The sequence below is a fragment of the Serratia sp. 22278 genome (genome assembly GCF_052045405.1).
Classification (GTDB): Bacteria; Pseudomonadota; Gammaproteobacteria; order Enterobacterales; family Enterobacteriaceae; genus Serratia; species Serratia marcescens.
Genome location: NZ_JBQEOW010000001.1, coordinates 715,512 through 732,691 on the forward strand (window position 1 = coordinate 715,512; position 17,180 = coordinate 732,691).

The window sequence follows — 17,180 nt, forward strand, 5'->3', positions numbered from 1 at the left end:
TAGCATTTTATGTATCAGTATGTAACCGCTGAAGGTAGTCCTCACAGCTGCATATCGCCACCTCCGGCTGTTTTCCCAATGCCAACTGCCCGAACCCCTGCGCCAGGCGCAGTACATCCTCTTGATCCAACACGGTTATGAACGCAAAACTGTTGCTGCCGAGTTCGTGGTGAACGCCATTTTCGTCTGTCACCGACGTGACAAAACCTTCGCGCGTCAATTGCCCGGTCAGCTTCGCCAGGTCGGTTAATCCCGCTTCCTGATAGCGAAAAGTCACCACAAAGCAGCTTGTTGCAGATTGACTCATAAATCACCTCTTGGTATATGGATAGCTTGAGATTAGCCCAAAAAATTACTGCAGGTGTCCTTACAAGTTGTATATGCTACGCAACTCATTGAAAGGAGTGAGGGATTCTGTGAAAACAAAAATAGGTTGCCTTACGGCAATTTTACTTTTGTCGGGGTGCGCCAAAGACCCGCAAACGGCAAGCAATATTTCAGGCAGTGGCACAACGCGCGGCGGTTGGTTAAAACCCCCTCCGCAGGCACCGGTAAACCGTACGGGCACCCCGGTTGCTTATAACGATTACATTCGTCAGGCGGCCAGCAACTATGGCGTTGACGAAACGCTGATTAAAGCGATTATTCAGGTGGAGTCCGGGTTTAACCCGAACGTGGTCAGCACCTCGAACGCAGTGGGATTGATGCAGCTTAAGGCTTCTACCGCCGGCCGCGACGCCTATCGCATGAAGGGACGAAGCGGGCAACCCAGCTCGCGTGAGCTGAAGGATCCGGCGGTCAATATTGATCTGGGAACGGCCTATATCAATATTCTTCAAAGCCAGCAGCTAGCCGGGATCAACAACCCACAGACTTTACGTTACGCCACTATCGTTTCGTACGTGAACGGGGCGGGTGCCATGTTGCGGACCTTCTCCTCGGACAAGCGCGTGGCGGTCAATCGCATCAATCAGATGAGCCCGGATGAGTTTTATCAGCACATCCAGAAAAAGCACCCGGCGCCGCAGGCGCCGCGCTATTTGTGGAAGGTGACCACCGCCTATCAGGCGATGTCGCAGTAATCCTCTTTTTTGTCGAGTCGGCCGCTTAACGCGGCCGATTTTGTTTTCGGCACAGTTCCAGTGCGCGACCCACTTCTCATTTTTCGTTATTTCCTCACCGCTTATCGGAAAAACCGCACAAAAAGTTAAATTTACGTTAGCAGATAAATCTTTACGTTCATTCAATAAGTTACCGGTAACATTTTTGCTTTTGTGCGCATTCTGACCTTCAATAAATATACAAATAAGTAACAAATTATTTTAAAAACCCGTATCGATCGCAAGGTTGCGGTTAAATAGTTGTGACTATCTTTGGATGGAATGTGACATGTCGAATCATAAAACCAACAATTCGCGGCGCGATTTCTTGTTGAAATCGATGACCTTAATTCCTGCGGCGGTAATTGGTGGCAGCGGCGTTGGCGCGCTGACGGCACCGACACCGGCGGTCGCTGCCTCGAACACCTCAACGCAGAACGATTACCAACCGACCTTTTTCACCCCGGAAGAGTGGGCCTTCATCAAGGCTGCCGTCGCGCGCCTGATCCCGGCCGACGAACGCGGCCCCGGCGCGCTGGAAGCCGGCGTGCCGGAGTTTATCGATCGCCAGATGAATACCCCGTACGCCACCGGTTCCATCTGGTACATGCAGGGGCCGTTCAACCCCGATGTGCCGAAGGAAATGGGCTATCAGCTGCCGCTGGTGCCCAAGCAAATCTACAACCTCGGCATCGCAGACGCCGACGCCTACAGCAAGAAAAACGCCGGCAAACCCTTCGCCGAACTGGATGGCGCGCAGCAGGACGCCCTGCTGCAAAAGTTCGAGTCCGGCGAGGCGGAGTTCCAGCAACTGCCGTCGAAACTGTTCTTCTCCTATCTGCTGCAAAACACCCGTGAAGGTTTCTTCAGCGATCCGATCCATGGCGGCAACAAAGACATGGTTGGCTGGAAGCTGATTAATTTTCCGGGCGCGCGCGCCGATTTTATGGACTGGGTTGAGCGAGGGGAGCGTTATCCCTTCCCGCCGGTCTCGATTCGTGGGGAGAGGGGCTAACCATGGCAACGGTAATGAAAAAAGTAGACGCGGTGATCGTCGGCTTCGGCTGGGTGGGCGCGATCATGGCCAAAGAGCTGACCGAGGCCGGCCTCAACGTGGTGGCGCTGGAGCGCGGCCCGATGCGCGACACCTATCCGGACGGTTCTTACCCGCAGGTGATCGACGAGCTGACCTATAACATTCGGCGCAAGCTGTTCCAGGATCTGTCGAAAAGCACCGTCACCATTCGCCATAACAGCAGCCAGACCGCGGTGCCTTACCGCCAACTGGCGGCGTTCTTACCGGGCACCGGCGTCGGCGGCGCCGGCCTGCACTGGTCGGGCGTGCATTTCCGCGTCGATCCGATCGAACTGCGCATGCGCAGCCATTATGAAGAGCGTTACGGCAAAAACTTCATTCCGAAGGACATGACCATCCAGGACTTCGGCGTGACTTACGACGAGCTGGAGCCGTTCTTCGACAAGGCGGAGAAAGTGTTCGGCACCTCCGGCACCGCCTGGACCATCAAAGGGCAGAAAGTGGCGCAGAAGGGCGGTAACCGCTTTGCGCCGGATCGCTCCGACGACTTCCCGCTGCCGGCGCAGAAAAATACCTACTCCGCTCAGCTGTTCGAGAAAGCGGCGCTGGAGGTGGGTTACCACCCCTACAACCTGCCGTCCGCCAACACCTCGGATTCTTACACCAACCCGTACGGCGCGCAGATGGGCCCGTGCAACTTCTGCGGTTTCTGCAGCGGCTACGCCTGCTACATGTATTCCAAGGCCTCGCCGAACGTCAACATCTTGCCGGCGCTGCGCATGGAGAAACGCTTCGAGCTGCGCACCAACGCTAACGTGCTGAAGGTCAACCTGACCGACGACAAATCCCGCGCCACCGGCGTGAACTACGTCGATGCGCAGGGCCGCGAAATTGAACAGCCGGCCGATCTGGTGATCCTGGGCGCGTTCCAGTTCCACAACGTGCACCTGATGCTGCTGTCCGGCATCGGCAAGCCTTACGATCCGGTAACCGGCGAAGGCGTGGTCGGGCGCAACTTCGCCTACCAGAACATGACCACCATCAAGGCGTTCTTCGATAAAGACGTGTTCACCAACCCGTTCATCGGCGCCGGCGGCAACGGCGTGGGCGTGGATGACTTCAACGCCGATAACTTCGATCACGCCAAAGAAGGCTTCGTCGGTGGTTCGCCGTTCTGGGTCAACCAGGCGGGCACCAAGCCGATCTCCGGCCTGCCGACCCCACCGGGCACCCCGGCCTGGGGCAGCAAGTGGAAAGCGGCGGTGGCGGATGCCTATACCCATCACGTCTCGATGGACGCCCACGGCGCGCACCAGTCGTACCGCAACAACTATCTGGATCTCGATCCCAACTACAAGAACGTGTTCGGCCAGCCGCTGCTGCGCATGACGTTCGACTGGCAGGAAAACGACATCAAGATGGCGCAGTTCATGTACGACAAGATGGCGCCGATCGCCAAGGCGATGAACCCGAAACTGATCGCCGGCAGCCCGAAAAACGCCAACAGCCACTTCGACACCACCAGCTACCAGACTACCCACATGAACGGCGGTGCGGTGATGGGGGAAGATCCGAAGACCAGCGCGGTCAACCGCTATCTGCAGAGCTGGGACGTGCACAACGTGTTCTCGATCGGCGCATCGGCCTTCCCGCAAGGGCTGGGCTACAACCCGACCGGCACCGTGGCGGCGCTGGCTTACTGGTCTGCCCGCGCCATTCGCGAGCAGTATCTGAAAAACCCAGGCCCATTGGTGCAGGCATAAGGACGGCGAACGATGAAAGCATTTGTACCGGCACTGGTTCTCAGTGCAGTGAGTTTTTCCGTTTGGGCGCAGGACGCCACCGTCAGCAGCGAGCTGATCAAGCGCGGCGAGTACCTGGCGCGCGCCGGTGACTGCGTGGCCTGCCATACTGATGGCAAGAGCGGCAAAACCTTCGCCGGCGGCCTGGCGATGGAGACGCCGATCGGCACCATCTACTCGACCAACATCACGCCGGACAAGAAAACCGGCATCGGCGATTACAGCTTCGAGGATTTCGACAACGCGGTGCGTAAGGGCGTAGCCAAAAACGGCAGCACCCTGTACCCGGCGATGCCGTACCCGTCGTTCGCGCTGGTGAAAGAGGACGACATGCGCGCCATGTATGCCTATTTCATGCACGGCGTGCAGCCGGTGGAACAGGCCAACAAAGACTCCGACATCCCGTGGCCGCTGTCGATGCGCTGGCCGCTGAGCATCTGGCGCGGCATGTTTGCGCCGTCGCCGGCGGACTTCGTTGCCGACGCCAAGGCCGATCCGGTGATTGAACGCGGACGCTACCTGGTGGAAGGCCTGGGCCACTGCGGCGCTTGCCATACCCCGCGCAGCATCACCATGCAGGAAAAAGCGTTGAGCAACAGCGAAAGCGACGACTACCTGTCCGGCAGCAACGCGCCGATCGACGGGTGGGTGGCTTCCAGCCTGCGCGGCGACCGCAAGGATGGCCTGGGCAGCTGGAGCGAAGCCGAGTTGACAGAGTTCCTGAAAACCGGCCGTAACGACAAAGCCATCGTGTTCGGCGGCATGAGCGACGTCGTGGAGCACAGCCTGCAATACCTGAGCGACGACGATCTGACCGCCATCGCGCGCTACCTGAAATCGCTGCCGCCGAAAGACGGCAAGCAGCAGGCGGCGCCGGTCGAAGACAGCGTGGCCAAGGATCTGTGGCGCGGCGACGACAGCAAGCCCGGCGCGGCGCTGTATGTCGATAACTGCGCGGCCTGCCACCGCACCGACGGCGTGGGCTACAAGCGCGCCTTCCCGTCGCTGAAGGGCAATCCGGTGGTGCAGACCGAGGACGCGACTTCGCTGATCCACATCGTGCTGACCGGCAACACTACGCCGGCGGTGCAGGGGGCGGTATCCAACATCACCATGCCGCCGTTTGGCTGGCGTCTGAACGATCAGCAGGTGGCGGACGTGGTGAACTTCATCCGCTCCAGCTGGGGTAACAGCGCCAAACCGGTGAGCGCTTCCGACGTAGCCGACGTGCGTAAAGATCGCTCGATGATCCGCGACGAGAAGGAGATGGGCAGCGCCGAGGTGCCGGACCATCCGGACGCGAAGAAATAAACCGCTTAAGGGCTCCGCAAGGGGCCCTTAGTTTTTACTGAGCGCGCCGTTTTTTTCAGCACAATGTGTTCGCAAATCGTTCATTCAGCCGATAAAACATAGACCCGCAGCGGATTTTTCATTATCCTTTGCCGTCCTTTCATCAGGCGTAAGTATGAAATATCGCTTTAATTCACTGATTATTATTAAAAAACTCGCGGAGAAGGATATCCCGTTAGGCGCAATCGTTGTCGCCGCAGATTAAGGTAGACTGTCTCATGAGTACGATTTCTCCCGATTCAGGCACGCTGACGGCCGCTCAGACTGCCAAATGGAACAAAACCGACACCGTCTGGATGTTCGGTCTCTATGCGACTGCGGTGGGCGCCGGTACGCTGTTCTTGCCGATCAACGCCGGCCTGAACGGCCCGCTGGTGCTGCTGTTGATGGCGCTGTTCGCTTTCCCGCTGACCTATTTGCCGCACCGCGCGCTCAGCCGCTTCGTGCTTTCAGGCTCCAGCCGCGATGGCAACATTCACGATGTGGTGGTGGAACACTTCGGCGTGCTGGCCGGCAAAATCATCATGATGCTGTATCTGATGGCGTTCTTCCCGATCGTGCTGGTGTACAGCATTTCGATCACCAACGCGCTGGACAGCTTCCTGATCCATCAGTTCCACGTGGCCCCGCTGCCGCGCATCTGGCTGAGCCTGGCGGTGGTGGTGGTGCTCAATCTGGTGCTGCTGCGCGGCAAAGACAGCATCGTGGCGGCGATGGGCATGCTGGTGTTCCCACTGCTGGTGTTCCTGATGGGCATTTCGCTCTATCTGATGCCGAGCTGGAATACCGCCAACTTCGTGCACGGCCTGGCCGCCACCCGCTTCGACACGCCGGGGCTATGGCATTCGCTGTGGCTGGCCGTGCCGGTGATGGTGTTCTCCTTCAGCCATGCGCCGATCATCTCTTCCTTCGCCTCGACCCAGAAGAGCCTGTACGGCGACAAGGCGGAACGCCGCTGCGCGCGCATCATGCGCTATAGCTATGTGCTGATCTGCGTTACCGTGCTGTTCTTCGTGTTCAGCTGCGTGCTGAGCCTGTCTCATGAAGACATGCTGCAGGCGAAAGAGCAGAACATCACGGTGCTGACCACGTTGGCCAACAAGTTCTCCAACCCGCTGATCGCCTACCTTGGCCCGGTGATGGCGATGCTGGCGATGGCCAAGTCCTATCTCGGCACGTCGCTGGGAGTGACGGAAGGGGCGACCAGCCTGATCGACGGTGTCACGCGCGCGATCGGCAAGCCGCTCACCTCGCGCATGACGCACCGCATCTCGGCGGCGTCGCTGTTCCTGCTCACCTGGGCGGCGACGGTGTGGAACCCCAGCGCGCTGCACATCATCGAAACCATCAGCGGCCCGCTGATTGCAGCGATCCTGTTTATCCTGCCGATGTACGCCGTGCGTGCGGTGCCGGCCATGCGCCAGTACCGCGCGGCGAGCAACGTCTTCGTGCTGGTGATGGGCCTGATTGCGCTGTCGGCGCTGATCTACGGCCTGATGTGATCCCCTGGGCGCGCCGCTTCCGGCGCGCCTCTTATCCTTCCTTTACACATCCCTTTGCAATTAATCGCCGACATGCCGGGCGTTACCTTTGATAATGCAAGCCATTCTCATTAGTATTTCCTGAATGTATTCATGACCAAGGAGTTTTTCGTGCACCGTCGAATCACTTTGCCGGCGCTGGTTTGCGCCGCCTTGCTCGCCTCTCCGGCGATGGCCACTACCTATCCGTTGACCCTGACCGACACCTCCGGGCAGACGGTCACCCTCCAGCAGGAGCCGAAACGCATCGTGGTGCAGGACGGGCGCGACATTCTCACGCTGGCGCTGCTCGATCGCGCCAACCCGTTCGGCCGGCTGGTGGCCTGGAATAACCTGCTGAAGAAAAGCGACGCGGCGACCTGGGATATCTTGCAGAGCAAATGGCCGGCGGCGAAAAACATCATCGACATGGGATTCAGCGATAAAGGTGAAGTGAATCTGGAGAGCGTGATCGCCAAGCGCCCCGATCTGATGATCGCCCAGCTGCGCTCCAAGCCTTCGCTGAGCCAAACCGGCGTGCTGGATAAGCTGAAGGCGCTGAACGTACCGGTGTTGTTTATCGATACCATGCTCAAGCCGGTGGAAAACACGCCGAAAAGCGTGACGCTGTTGGGGGAAACCCTCAACCGCGAAAGCGAAGCCAAGCAATATACCGATTTTTATCAGCAGCATTATCAGGCCATTCTGGCCAAAACGCAGGCGGTGGAGCCCAAACCGTTGGTGTTCTTCGAAGCCAAGGCCGGTCTGAATGGTCTGGAATCCTGCTGCTTCACCCATGCGCACGTCGGCTGGGGCGCGTTGGTCGAGGCGGTCGGCGCGCGCAACATCGGCTCTGCGCTGTTGCCGGGCGCGACCGGCGACGTGGCGCTGGAAAAAGTGATCGCCATGAAACCGGACGCCTACATTGTTTCCGGCTCACAGTGGGCCAGCAAGACCAATGCCGCGGTGCCGTTCGGCTATGGCGTGACGCAGCAACAGGTGGATGAGGCCTTCAACCGCATGAAACAGCGCCCGGGGTTCTCACAGGTGTCGGCGGTGAAGGAAGGGCGGTTCTACGGCATCTACCATAACTTCTACAACCACCCGTACAACATCGTGGGGCTGGAGTATCTGGCGAAGTTTATCTATCCGGCGCAGTTCCCGGATCTGGATCCGGCCAAGACCTACAGCGAGATCCTCAGTCGCTTTACCGAAGTGCCGGAAGGCAAGGGCATTTTGGGCGCGCAGGCGCCGGCGGGGAAATAACGGCAACGGGCGCGACGATCGCGCCCGTTTTGTATGATCAGGCGGCCGGCGTATAGGTGGAGATGATCTCCAGCACGCCGTTGATAATGAACTGTACGCCCATGCACACCAGCAGGAACCCCATCAGGCGCGAGATCGCCTCGATGCCGCTTTTCCCCACCAACCGCATGATGGCGCCGGAACTGAGCAGGCAGGCCCACAGGATCACCGCGACCGTCAGGAAGATGGCGACCGGCGCCACGGCCAACACCCAGGGTTCAAAACCCAGCGAGTTCGCTTTGACGCTCGACGCCGAGCTGATGATCATCGCGATGGTGCCCGGCCCGGCGGTGCTCGGCATGGCCAACGGCACGAAGGCGATGTTGGCCGATGTCTTGTGGCGCAGCTCGTGCGACTTGCTCTCCACCTCCGGCGCGTCTTCGGGGCTCTGCTGCGGGAACAGCATGCGAAAACCGATGAAGGCGACGATCAGGCCGCCGGCGATGCGCAGGCCGGGGATCGAAATGCCGAAGGTGTTCATCACCACCTGCCCGGCGTAAAACGCCACCGTCATGATGCAGAACACATAAACTGAGGCCATCAGCGACTGCTGATTGCGCTCTTCGCGCGTCATATTGCCGGACAAGCCGAGCAGCAACGCCACCGTGGTCAGCGGGTTGGCCAGCGGCAACAGCAGCACCAAACCCAGTCCGATGGCCTGGAATAACTGCAAAATACCCGTCATAAAGTAGACTCCCTGTGCAACGTTCAGGCCGCCAAGCGGCGGCCCATGAGCTAAACAGCCTAGCCTGCCGCGTGCCTGGCGGCAATGGGGATAGCTCGTAACGTTAATTAACCGTCGGCCGGCGTTTCATCATTGCCGTTGCACTCGCCGGCGAGCTCAGGTTCATCCTCACATCCCAACGGCGCTTCGTTGACCGCAATCGCCCGCGGCGCCGAACGCACGCCAAAATGCATCAGCCCATGCAGCATCGCCAATACCGCGCATGCCACGACGAGGACCGCAAGTAACCGGTTCATGTTCTGCATAAGTCTCGATTGGAACGGACAGCTTTCAGGATAGCGGCTGGCGGCAGAACGCGCCACGCGAGGCGGCGGCATCACCGACAACGGCGACAAAATGGCCTGCGCTCAGAAAAAATGCGCAGTTTTTGTGTTTTATGGCCTTTTTCGCCGCAGTTGACCGGTAAAGGCCGACGTTGCGCACCAATTGCTACACCCCACAGGCTCAGCTGCCTACCATAGGCGCGCTTTAAAACGATAACGAGATTGATTATGCAAGACGAACTGAAACTTTTACTGGGGAAAATCAGCGCATTCGCGCTTTCCGCCGCCTTCATGGCGGCATTGGTCGGCCTGGTGTTTATCGATGTGCACTGGTTGCATAACTTCGTGCATGAAACCTCGCTGACCGAAGCGGCGCAGGAACTGTTGCTGCTCGCCATCTCCGGCGGTTTTTTCGCCGCGGCCCGGCGGCAGATGGAACGCCGCTCCGCCTGGATGCTGGTCGGCGGTTTCTTTCTCTGCATGCTGATCCGCGAGATGGACTTCGCTTTCGATGCGTTGTGGCACGGCGCCTGGGTGTGGTTCGCGCTGGCGGTCGCCTTGGCCTGCCTGTGGCATGCGGCACGGCATATTGCGGCTACGGTGCGCGGCCTGGCCTATTTCGCGACGCATCCCGGCTACGGCATGATGTGCGCCGGCCTGCTGTGCATTCTGGTGTTCTCACGCCTGTTCGGCATGAGCGCGCTGTGGCAAACGCTGATGCTGGACGGCTACAACCGGGTGGTGAAAAACATGGTGGAAGAGGGCTGCGAACTGCTGGGCTATGGCCTGTGCCTGTTGGCCACTCTCAGCTACATGAGAGGCGTTTTTGCGCCGGATGAAGCGAAAGTGTGAGGGCGGCGGCGCTTTATTTATCCGGAACAATTTTAGTGATACTATTCGCTTAGCCGAATGCGGCTGAGAAGGTATGCGTTCCATTCTGTATACCCAGTGAGGTTTCAATCTGGCAATTGTGGGCGAGATCTGAAACCTGGCTGACCAAACCCAAAACCCAATTTTCGTACTGCATGTGATCTGTCGTGTGGGTCACCACTGTAGATAAGGAATTATTAATGCCTGTTATTACTCTTCCTGACGGTAGTCAGCGTCATTTCGACCACCCCGTTTCCCCGATGGATGTCGCGCGCGATATCGGCCCTGGCCTGGCGAAAGCCTGTATCGCCGGCCGCGTCAACGGCGAACTGGTTGATGCCGGCGATCTGATAGAATCGGATGCGCAGCTGGCCATCATCACCATCAAAGACGAAGACGGTCTGGAAATCATGCGCCACTCCTGCGCGCACCTGCTGGGTCATGCGATCAAGCAGCTGTGGCCGGATACCAAAATGGCGATCGGTCCGGTGATCGACAACGGTTTCTATTATGACGTGGATATCGACCGCACCCTGACGCAGGAAGACCTGGATCTGCTGGAAAAGCGGATGCATGAGTTGGCCGATAAGGATTACGACGTCATCAAGAAGAAGGTCAGCTGGCAAGAAGCCCGCGACACCTTCGCCGAGCGCGGCGAAATCTACAAAGTGGCGATCCTGGATGAGAACATCAGCCATGACGATCGTCCTGGCCTGTATCACCACGAAGAATACGTCGACATGTGCCGCGGTCCGCACGTGCCGAACATGCGTTTCTGCCACCATTTCAAGCTGCAGAAAACCTCCGGCGCTTACTGGCGCGGCGACAGCAAAAACAAAATGCTGCAGCGTATCTACGGTACCGCCTGGGCAGACAAGAAGCAGCTGAACGCCTACCTGCAACGTCTGGAAGAAGCGGCCAAGCGCGATCACCGCAAGATCGGCAAACAGCTCGACCTGTATCACATGCAGGAAGAAGCGCCGGGCATGGTGTTCTGGCACAACGACGGTTGGACTATCTTCCGCGAGCTGGAAGCCTTCGTGCGCATGAAGCTCAAAGAGTACCAGTACCAGGAAGTGAAAGGTCCGTTCATGATGGACCGTGTGCTGTGGGAAAAAACCGGCCACTGGGAAAACTACAAAGACGCCATGTTCACCACCGCGTCGGAAAACCGCGAATACTGCATCAAGCCGATGAACTGCCCGGGCCACGTGCAGATCTTCAACCAGGGCCTGAAGTCGTACCGCGATTTGCCGCTGCGCATGGGCGAATTCGGCAGCTGCCACCGCAACGAGCCGTCGGGTTCCCTGCACGGCCTGATGCGCGTGCGCGGCTTCACACAGGATGACGCCCACATCTTCTGTACCGAAGAGCAGGTGCGCGCCGAAGTGAACGAATGCATCCGCATGGTGTATGACGTGTACGGCACTTTCGGTTTCGACAAGATCGCCGTCAAGCTGTCGACTCGCCCGGAAAAACGCATCGGCACCGACGACATGTGGACCCGGGCGGAAGAAGACCTGGCCGCCGCGCTGACCGAGAACGGCATTCCGTTCGAATACCAGCCGGGCGAGGGCGCTTTCTACGGACCGAAAATTGAATTTACCCTGCATGATTGTTTGGATCGCGCATGGCAATGTGGTACCGTGCAGCTCGATTTCTTCTTGCCGGGCCGTTTGGGCGCATCGTACGTTGGCGAAAACAACGATCGCGTCGTGCCGGTAATGATTCACCGCGCCATTTTGGGCTCCATGGAACGCTTCATCGGTATCCTGACCGAAGAATACGCCGGGTTCTACCCGACCTGGATCGCTCCGGTGCAGGTGGTGGTGATGAATATCACCGACAGCCAGTCTGATTATGTCCAGCAATTGACCAAAAAACTGCAGGATGCAGGCATTCGCGTGAAAGCGGACTTGAGAAATGAGAAGATTGGCTTTAAAATTCGCGAACATACTTTACGTCGAGTCCCTTACATGTTGGTGTGCGGCGACAAAGAGGTCGAAGCAGGCAAAGTTGCCGTTCGTACCCGCCGTGGCAAAGACCTGGGAAGCCTGGACGTAAACGAAGTCGTAGACAAGCTGCTGAAAGAGATTCGCAGCCGTAGTCTTCATCAACTGGAGGAATAAAGTATTAAAGGCGGAAAACGAGTTCAACCGGCGCGTCCTAATCGCATTAACAGAGAAATTCGCGCGCAAGAAGTTCGCCTAACCGGCGTCGATGGCGAGCAGATTGGTATTGTCAGTCTGAATGAAGCTCTTGAAAAAGCTGAGGAAGCGGGCGTTGATTTAGTAGAAATCAGCCCAAATGCCGAACCGCCAGTTTGCCGAATCATGGATTACGGCAAATTCCTCTACGAGAAGAGCAAGTCGACGAAAGAACAGAAGAAGAAGCAAAAAGTTATTCAGGTCAAGGAAATCAAATTCCGTCCTGGCACCGATGATGGCGACTATCAGGTCAAACTACGCAACCTGATTCGCTTTCTGGAAGATGGCGATAAAGCCAAAATCACCCTGCGTTTCCGCGGGCGTGAGATGGCGCACCAGCAGATCGGTATGGAAGTGCTTAACCGCGTCCGTAAAGACCTGTGTGAAGATATGGATCTGGCAGTGGTCGAATCCTTCCCTACGAAGATCGAAGGCCGCCAGATGATTATGGTGCTCGCTCCTAAGAAGAAACAGTAAGGCTTACAAGTAATGGAACCCGCGCGGCGCTTGCGCTGTGTGGGTTTTATTCGCCCAACTGATTCGTTGTTTAACAATGCGAAGTGGATTTAATTAAAATGCCAAAGATTAAAACTGTACGTGGTGCAGCCAAGCGCTTCAAAAAAACCGGCAGCGGTGGTTTTAAGCGTAAACATGCCAACCTGCGTCATATTCTGACCAAAAAAGCAACCAAGCGTAAACGTCACCTGCGTCCGAAAGGCATGGTGTCTAAAAACGATCTGGTCCTGGTTACCGCGTGCCTGCCGTACGCATAAGCCATTTTTTTTGAATTTAGAATAAGACTTTAGGAGAGAGCATATGGCTCGCGTAAAACGTGGTGTAATTGCACGCGCACGTCACAAGAAAATCATGAAGCAGGCGAAAGGTTACTACGGTGCCCGTTCGCGCGTATATCGTGTTGCCTTCCAGGCAGTAATCAAAGCAGGTCAGTACGCTTACCGTGACCGTCGTCAACGTAAGCGTCAGTTCCGTCAGCTGTGGATTGCACGTATCAACGCAGCTGCTCGTCAGAACGGTCTGTCTTACAGCAAGTTCATCAACGGCCTGAAAAAAGCGTCGATCGAAATTGACCGTAAGATCCTGGCTGACATCGCAGTCTTCGACAAAGTGGCCTTCGGCGCACTGGTTGAGAAAGCGAAAGCAGCTCTGGCGTAAGTCAGTTGAAGAGGGAGCTTGCTCCCTCTTTTAATCTTTGTTTTCAGCGACAAATATTGACTTTTATTGCCCGCCGCTATATCACTGGTGGACAATCATCGACAAGGTACCGCAATCATGCACGCAGCTATTTTTCGTTTCTTTTTTTACTTTAGCGCCTGATTTCAGGAGGCTTCGCGCGTAAGAAAAGAAACGAAAAGTAGCGCCTAAGCCTCCCTCGTGGAGGCTTTTTTGTTTTTGGCCATCGCCTCGCCTTGCACACTGCTGCGGCGAGGGGGCAGACACTCAGCCGGCCCTGTGCCGCGCAGGTGAGTCGCCTGGTCGACAACGCATTGAAAAGTCTTTGAAGATTGCTCAAAGGCGTGTTCGAATAATAGATAACAATTACTTAGGGCCATCCCGGCCAGAGGAAGAGGAAAGCAATGCCACATCTCGCAGAGCTGGTTGCCAATGCCAAGGCAGCCGTAGAAGATGCCCAGGATGTTGCCGCGTTAGATTTGGTGCGCGTCGAATATTTTGGCAAGAAAGGTCATTTCACCTTGCAGATGCAGTCTCTGCGTGACGTACCGGCGGAAGACCGTCCGGCGGCCGGCGCGGTGATCAACCAGGCCAAGCAAGAAGTGCAGGACGCCCTGAACGCGCGTAAGAATGCGCTGGAAAGCGCCGCGCTGAACGCGCGCCTGGCGGCTGAAACCATCGACGTCTCCCTGCCAGGCCGTCGCATGGAGAACGGCGGTTTGCATCCGGTGACCCGCACCATCGACCGTATCGAAACCTTCTTCGGCGAGTTGGGCTTTTCCGTTGCCACCGGCCCGGAGATTGAAGACGATTACCATAACTTCGACGCGCTGAACATTCCAGGGCATCACCCGGCGCGCGCCGACCACGATACCTTCTGGTTTGACGCCACGCGCCTGCTGCGCACCCAGACTTCCGGCGTGCAGATCCGCACCATGAAGAACCAACAGCCGCCGATCCGCATCATTGCGCCGGGCCGCGTTTACCGTAACGACTACGATCAGACTCACACCCCGATGTTCCACCAGATGGAAGGGCTGATCGTCGATAAAGACATCAGCTTCACCAACCTGAAGGGCACGCTGCACGATTTCCTGAACAACTTCTTTGAAGAAGACCTGCAGGTTCGTTTCCGTCCGTCCTACTTCCCGTTCACCGAGCCGTCCGCTGAAGTGGACGTGATGGGTAAGAACGGAAAGTGGCTGGAAGTGCTGGGCTGCGGCATGGTGCATCCAAACGTGCTGCGCAACGTGGGCATCGATCCGGAAGTCTACTCCGGCTTCGCCTTCGGCATGGGCATGGAGCGCCTGACGATGCTGCGTTACGGCGTCACCGATCTGCGCGCATTCTTCGAAAACGATCTGCGTTTCCTCAAACAGTTTAAGTAAGGCGGGAATATCACATGAAATTCAGTGAACTCTGGTTGCGCGAGTGGGTAAACCCGGCCATCAGCAGCGAAGCATTATCCGATCAAATCACCATGGCCGGCCTGGAAGTGGACGGCGTGGATCCTGTCGCCGGCGCGTTTAACGGCGTTGTGGTGGGTGAAGTGGTCGAGTGCGGTCAGCACCCGAACGCCGACAAACTGCGCGTCACCAAGGTCAACGTCGGCGGCGATCGCTTGCTCGACATCGTCTGCGGCGCGCCGAACTGCCGTACCGGCCTGAAAGTGGCGGTCGCCACCGTGGGCGCGGTGCTGCCGGGCGATTTCAAAATCAAGGCCGCCAAGCTGCGCGGCGAGCCTTCGGAAGGCATGCTGTGCTCATTCTCCGAGCTGGGCATTTCCGACGATCATGACGGCATCATCGAGCTGCCGCTGGATGCGCCGATCGGCACCGACATCCGTGACTACCTGAAACTGAACGACAACACCATCGAGATCAGCGTTACCCCGAACCGCGCCGACTGCCTGGGCATCATCGGCGTTGCGCGCGACGTGGGCGTACTGAACCAGGTGGCGCTGACCGAGCCGGATATGAGCCCGGTGGCTGCCACTATCGACGCCACGCTGCCGATCCGCGTTGACGCGCCGCAGGCGTGCCCGCGTTATCTGGGCCGCGTGGTGAAAGGCATCGACGTCAAGGCGCCAAGCCCGCTGTGGATGCGTGAAAAACTGCGTCGTTGCGGTATCCGTTCTATCGATGCCGTCGTCGACGTCACCAACTATGTGCTGTTGGAACTTGGCCAGCCGATGCACGCCTTCGATCTGAGCCGCATCGACGGCGGCATAGTGGTGCGCATGGCGGAAGAAGGGGAAACCTTGACGCTGCTGGACGGTAACGAAGCCAAACTGAACGCCGATACCTTAGTGATCGCCGATCATCAAAAAGCGTTGGCGATGGGCGGCATCTTCGGCGGCGAGCATTCCGGCGTCAACGGGGAAACTCAGGACGTGCTGCTTGAGTGCGCCTTCTTCAGCCCGCTGTCGATCACCGGCCGCGCGCGCCGTCACGGCCTGCACACCGACGCTTCTCACCGCTATGAGCGCGGCGTCGATCCGGCGCTGCAGTACAAAGCGATGGAGCGCGCCACGCGCCTGCTGCTCGACATCTGCGGCGGCCAGGCCGGCCCGATTATCGACGTGACCCACGAGAACGAACTGCCGAAGCGCGCCACCATCACGCTGCGCCGCGAGAAACTGGATCGCCTGATCGGCCACGTGGTGCCGAGCGAGCAGGTCAGCGACATTCTGCGCCGCCTGGGTTGCCAGGTGACCGAGCAGGGCGACAGCTGGCAAGCGGTCGCGCCGAGCTGGCGTTTCGATATGGAGATCGAAGAGGATCTGGTGGAAGAAGTGGCGCGCGTTTACGGCTACGACAACATCCCGGATGTGCCGGTCCGCGCCGATCTGGTGATGACCCAGCATCGCGAAGCCGATCTGACGCTGAAGCGCGTGAAGACCATGCTGGTCGATCACGGTTATCAGGAAGCGATCACCTACAGCTTCGTCGATCCGAAGGTGCAGGCGTTGTTGCACCCGAATGAAGAAGCGCTGATCCTGCCAAGCCCGATTTCGGTAGAAATGTCGGCGATGCGTCTGTCGCTGTGGACCGGCCTGCTGTCTGCGGTGGTGTATAACCAGAACCGCCAGCAGACGCGTCTGCGTCTGTTCGAAAGCGGTCTGCGCTTTGTGCCTGATAGTGCGGCAGATCTGGGTATCCGTCAGGATGTCATGCTGGCGGGCGTGATCGCCGGCCATACACACGATGAACATTGGGATCTGGCGCGCAAGCCCGTCGACTTCTATGATTTAAAAGGGGATCTGGAGTCTGTCCTCGAGCTGACCGGTAAATTATCCGAAATTCAGTTCCGGGCGGAAGCCAATCCGGCCCTGCATCCAGGGCAAAGTGCGGCGATTTATTTGCATGGCGAACGCGTTGGTTTCATCGGTGTGGTTCACCCGGAACTTGAACGTAAACTGGATCTTAACGGCCGCACCGTGGTGTTTGAACTGGAGTGGAACAAGCTTGCGAGCCGCGCCGTGCCTCAGGCGCGGGAGATTTCGCGCTTCCCGGCAAACCGCCGTGATATCGCCATTGTGGTGGCTGAAAACGTCCCCGCAGAAGATATTTTGGCCGAGTGTAAGAAAGTTGGCGCAAATCAGGTAGTTGGCGTAAACTTGTTTGACGTGTACCGTGGCAAGGGCGTGGCAGAAGGTGACAAGAGCCTGGCTATCAGTCTGGTATTGCAGGATACCGCTCGTACACTGGAAGAAGAGGAGATAGCCGCTACCGTTGCAAAATGCGTAGAGGCTCTAAAACAGCGATTCCAAGCATCCTTGAGGGATTGAA

General features: G+C 57.8%; 17 protein-coding genes and 1 other annotated feature. Of the genes, 14 read left to right on the forward strand and 3 right to left on the reverse strand.

What is annotated here, in order from left to right; translation table 11 throughout:
- Positions 1-7 precede the first annotated feature (7 nt).
- Positions 8-307, reverse strand: coding sequence for a type V toxin-antitoxin system endoribonuclease antitoxin GhoS (gene ghoS, locus ACTJJ6_RS03610; RefSeq protein WP_016927977.1), 300 nt, complete (start codon positions 305-307; stop codon positions 8-10).
- Between the two features lie 109 nt (positions 308-416).
- Here ghoS and ACTJJ6_RS03615 point away from each other — a divergent pair, with 109 nt between their 5' ends.
- The 6 genes from ACTJJ6_RS03615 (at position 417) to ACTJJ6_RS03640 (ending at position 8,074) form a co-directional block, all read left to right on the forward strand.
- The gene (locus ACTJJ6_RS03615; RefSeq protein ID WP_004931439.1) at positions 417-1,082 is read left to right on the forward strand and encodes a transglycosylase SLT domain-containing protein; all 666 of its coding nucleotides are present in this window, start codon (positions 417-419) and stop codon (positions 1,080-1,082) included.
- Between the two features lie 307 nt (positions 1,083-1,389).
- Positions 1,390-2,115, forward strand: a complete 726-nt coding sequence (locus tag ACTJJ6_RS03620; protein WP_033640515.1) for a gluconate 2-dehydrogenase subunit 3 family protein — start codon at positions 1,390-1,392, stop codon at positions 2,113-2,115.
- A 2-nt stretch (positions 2,116-2,117) separates the two neighbouring features.
- Positions 2,118-3,899, forward strand: coding sequence for a GMC family oxidoreductase (locus ACTJJ6_RS03625; RefSeq protein ID WP_004931432.1), 1,782 nt, complete (start codon positions 2,118-2,120; stop codon positions 3,897-3,899).
- A gap of 12 nt (positions 3,900-3,911) precedes the next feature.
- Positions 3,912-5,249, forward strand: a complete 1,338-nt coding sequence (locus ACTJJ6_RS03630; protein WP_033640514.1) for a c-type cytochrome — start codon at positions 3,912-3,914, stop codon at positions 5,247-5,249.
- 257 nt (positions 5,250-5,506) lie between these two features.
- Positions 5,507-6,790 carry a serine/threonine protein kinase gene (locus tag ACTJJ6_RS03635; protein ID WP_028128168.1) on the forward strand — a complete coding sequence of 428 codons (1,284 nt, stop codon included), beginning with the start codon at positions 5,507-5,509 and terminating at the stop codon, positions 6,788-6,790.
- A gap of 150 nt (positions 6,791-6,940) precedes the next feature.
- Entirely contained in the window at positions 6,941-8,074 is a 1,134-nt protein-coding gene (locus ACTJJ6_RS03640; RefSeq protein ID WP_028128169.1) for an ABC transporter substrate-binding protein, read from the forward strand.
- Between the two features lie 37 nt (positions 8,075-8,111).
- Here ACTJJ6_RS03640 and ACTJJ6_RS03645 read toward each other — a convergent pair whose 3' ends face one another.
- Both ACTJJ6_RS03645 and ACTJJ6_RS03650 read right to left on the reverse strand, forming a co-directional pair.
- On the reverse strand, positions 8,112-8,798 hold the full coding sequence (locus ACTJJ6_RS03645; protein WP_016927970.1) for a MarC family NAAT transporter: 687 nt from the start codon (positions 8,796-8,798) through the stop codon (positions 8,112-8,114).
- Positions 8,799-8,905: 107 nt separating this feature from the next.
- Positions 8,906-9,103, reverse strand: coding sequence for a hypothetical protein (locus ACTJJ6_RS03650; RefSeq protein WP_050072186.1), 198 nt, complete (start codon positions 9,101-9,103; stop codon positions 8,906-8,908).
- Between the two features lie 246 nt (positions 9,104-9,349).
- Between ACTJJ6_RS03650 and ACTJJ6_RS03655 the strand changes: the two genes are divergently transcribed.
- The 8 genes from ACTJJ6_RS03655 (at position 9,350) to pheT (ending at position 17,179) form a co-directional block, all read left to right on the forward strand.
- Positions 9,350-9,973 carry a hypothetical protein gene (locus ACTJJ6_RS03655; RefSeq protein ID WP_143778918.1) on the forward strand — a complete coding sequence of 208 codons (624 nt, stop codon included), beginning with the start codon at positions 9,350-9,352 and terminating at the stop codon, positions 9,971-9,973.
- A gap of 218 nt (positions 9,974-10,191) precedes the next feature.
- Positions 10,192-12,120, forward strand: coding sequence for a threonine--tRNA ligase (gene thrS / locus ACTJJ6_RS03660; RefSeq protein WP_025159696.1), 1,929 nt, complete (start codon positions 10,192-10,194; stop codon positions 12,118-12,120).
- Between the two features lie 3 nt (positions 12,121-12,123).
- A complete protein-coding gene (gene infC / locus ACTJJ6_RS03665) occupies positions 12,124-12,675 on the forward strand; it encodes a translation initiation factor IF-3 (protein ID WP_048233542.1) in 552 nt (183 codons plus the stop codon).
- 98 nt (positions 12,676-12,773) lie between these two features.
- Complete coding sequence (gene rpmI, locus ACTJJ6_RS03670) at positions 12,774-12,971, forward strand: 50S ribosomal protein L35 (protein WP_004931418.1); 198 nt, start codon at positions 12,774-12,776, stop codon at positions 12,969-12,971.
- Positions 12,972-13,014: 43 nt separating this feature from the next.
- Complete coding sequence (gene rplT / locus ACTJJ6_RS03675; RefSeq protein WP_004931417.1) at positions 13,015-13,371, forward strand: 50S ribosomal protein L20; 357 nt, start codon at positions 13,015-13,017, stop codon at positions 13,369-13,371.
- Positions 13,372-13,484: 113 nt separating this feature from the next.
- Positions 13,485-13,607, forward strand: a sequence feature (Phe leader region).
- Positions 13,489-13,533 (forward strand): pheST operon leader peptide PheM, encoded by a 45-nt coding sequence (pheM, locus tag ACTJJ6_RS03680; protein WP_121626058.1) that lies wholly within the window; start codon positions 13,489-13,491, stop codon positions 13,531-13,533. It overlaps the preceding feature by 45 nt.
- Positions 13,608-13,793: 186 nt before the next feature.
- Positions 13,794-14,777, forward strand: a complete 984-nt coding sequence (gene pheS / locus ACTJJ6_RS03685) for a phenylalanine--tRNA ligase subunit alpha (RefSeq protein WP_004931416.1) — start codon at positions 13,794-13,796, stop codon at positions 14,775-14,777.
- Positions 14,778-14,791: 14 nt separating this feature from the next.
- Complete coding sequence (pheT, locus tag ACTJJ6_RS03690) at positions 14,792-17,179, forward strand: phenylalanine--tRNA ligase subunit beta (RefSeq protein WP_016927965.1); 2,388 nt, start codon at positions 14,792-14,794, stop codon at positions 17,177-17,179.
- Position 17,180 lies beyond the last annotated feature (1 nt).

Excerpts from the sequence above, each read along its gene's own strand:
- ACTJJ6_RS03625 (WP_004931432.1), top strand. The coding sequence starts at position 2,118 with ATGGCAACGGTAATGAAAAAAGTAGACGCGGTGATCGTCGGCTTCGGC.
- pheS (WP_004931416.1), top strand. The coding sequence starts at position 13,794 with ATGCCACATCTCGCAGAGCTGGTTGCCAATGCCAAGGCAGCCGTAGAA.
- thrS (WP_025159696.1), top strand. The coding sequence starts at position 10,192 with ATGCCTGTTATTACTCTTCCTGACGGTAGTCAGCGTCATTTCGACCAC.
- rplT (WP_004931417.1), top strand. The coding sequence starts at position 13,015 with ATGGCTCGCGTAAAACGTGGTGTAATTGCACGCGCACGTCACAAGAAA.
- ACTJJ6_RS03655 (WP_143778918.1), top strand. The coding sequence starts at position 9,350 with ATGCAAGACGAACTGAAACTTTTACTGGGGAAAATCAGCGCATTCGCG.
- ghoS (WP_016927977.1), bottom strand. The coding sequence starts at position 307 with ATGAGTCAATCTGCAACAAGCTGCTTTGTGGTGACTTTTCGCTATCAG.
- ACTJJ6_RS03620 (WP_033640515.1), top strand. The coding sequence starts at position 1,390 with ATGTCGAATCATAAAACCAACAATTCGCGGCGCGATTTCTTGTTGAAA.
- ACTJJ6_RS03645 (WP_016927970.1), bottom strand. The coding sequence starts at position 8,798 with ATGACGGGTATTTTGCAGTTATTCCAGGCCATCGGACTGGGTTTGGTG.
- rpmI (WP_004931418.1), top strand. The coding sequence starts at position 12,774 with ATGCCAAAGATTAAAACTGTACGTGGTGCAGCCAAGCGCTTCAAAAAA.
- ACTJJ6_RS03650 (WP_050072186.1), bottom strand. The coding sequence starts at position 9,103 with ATGCAGAACATGAACCGGTTACTTGCGGTCCTCGTCGTGGCATGCGCG.
- ACTJJ6_RS03635 (WP_028128168.1), top strand. The coding sequence starts at position 5,507 with ATGAGTACGATTTCTCCCGATTCAGGCACGCTGACGGCCGCTCAGACT.
- ACTJJ6_RS03630 (WP_033640514.1), top strand. The coding sequence starts at position 3,912 with ATGAAAGCATTTGTACCGGCACTGGTTCTCAGTGCAGTGAGTTTTTCC.
- pheT (WP_016927965.1), top strand. The coding sequence starts at position 14,792 with ATGAAATTCAGTGAACTCTGGTTGCGCGAGTGGGTAAACCCGGCCATC.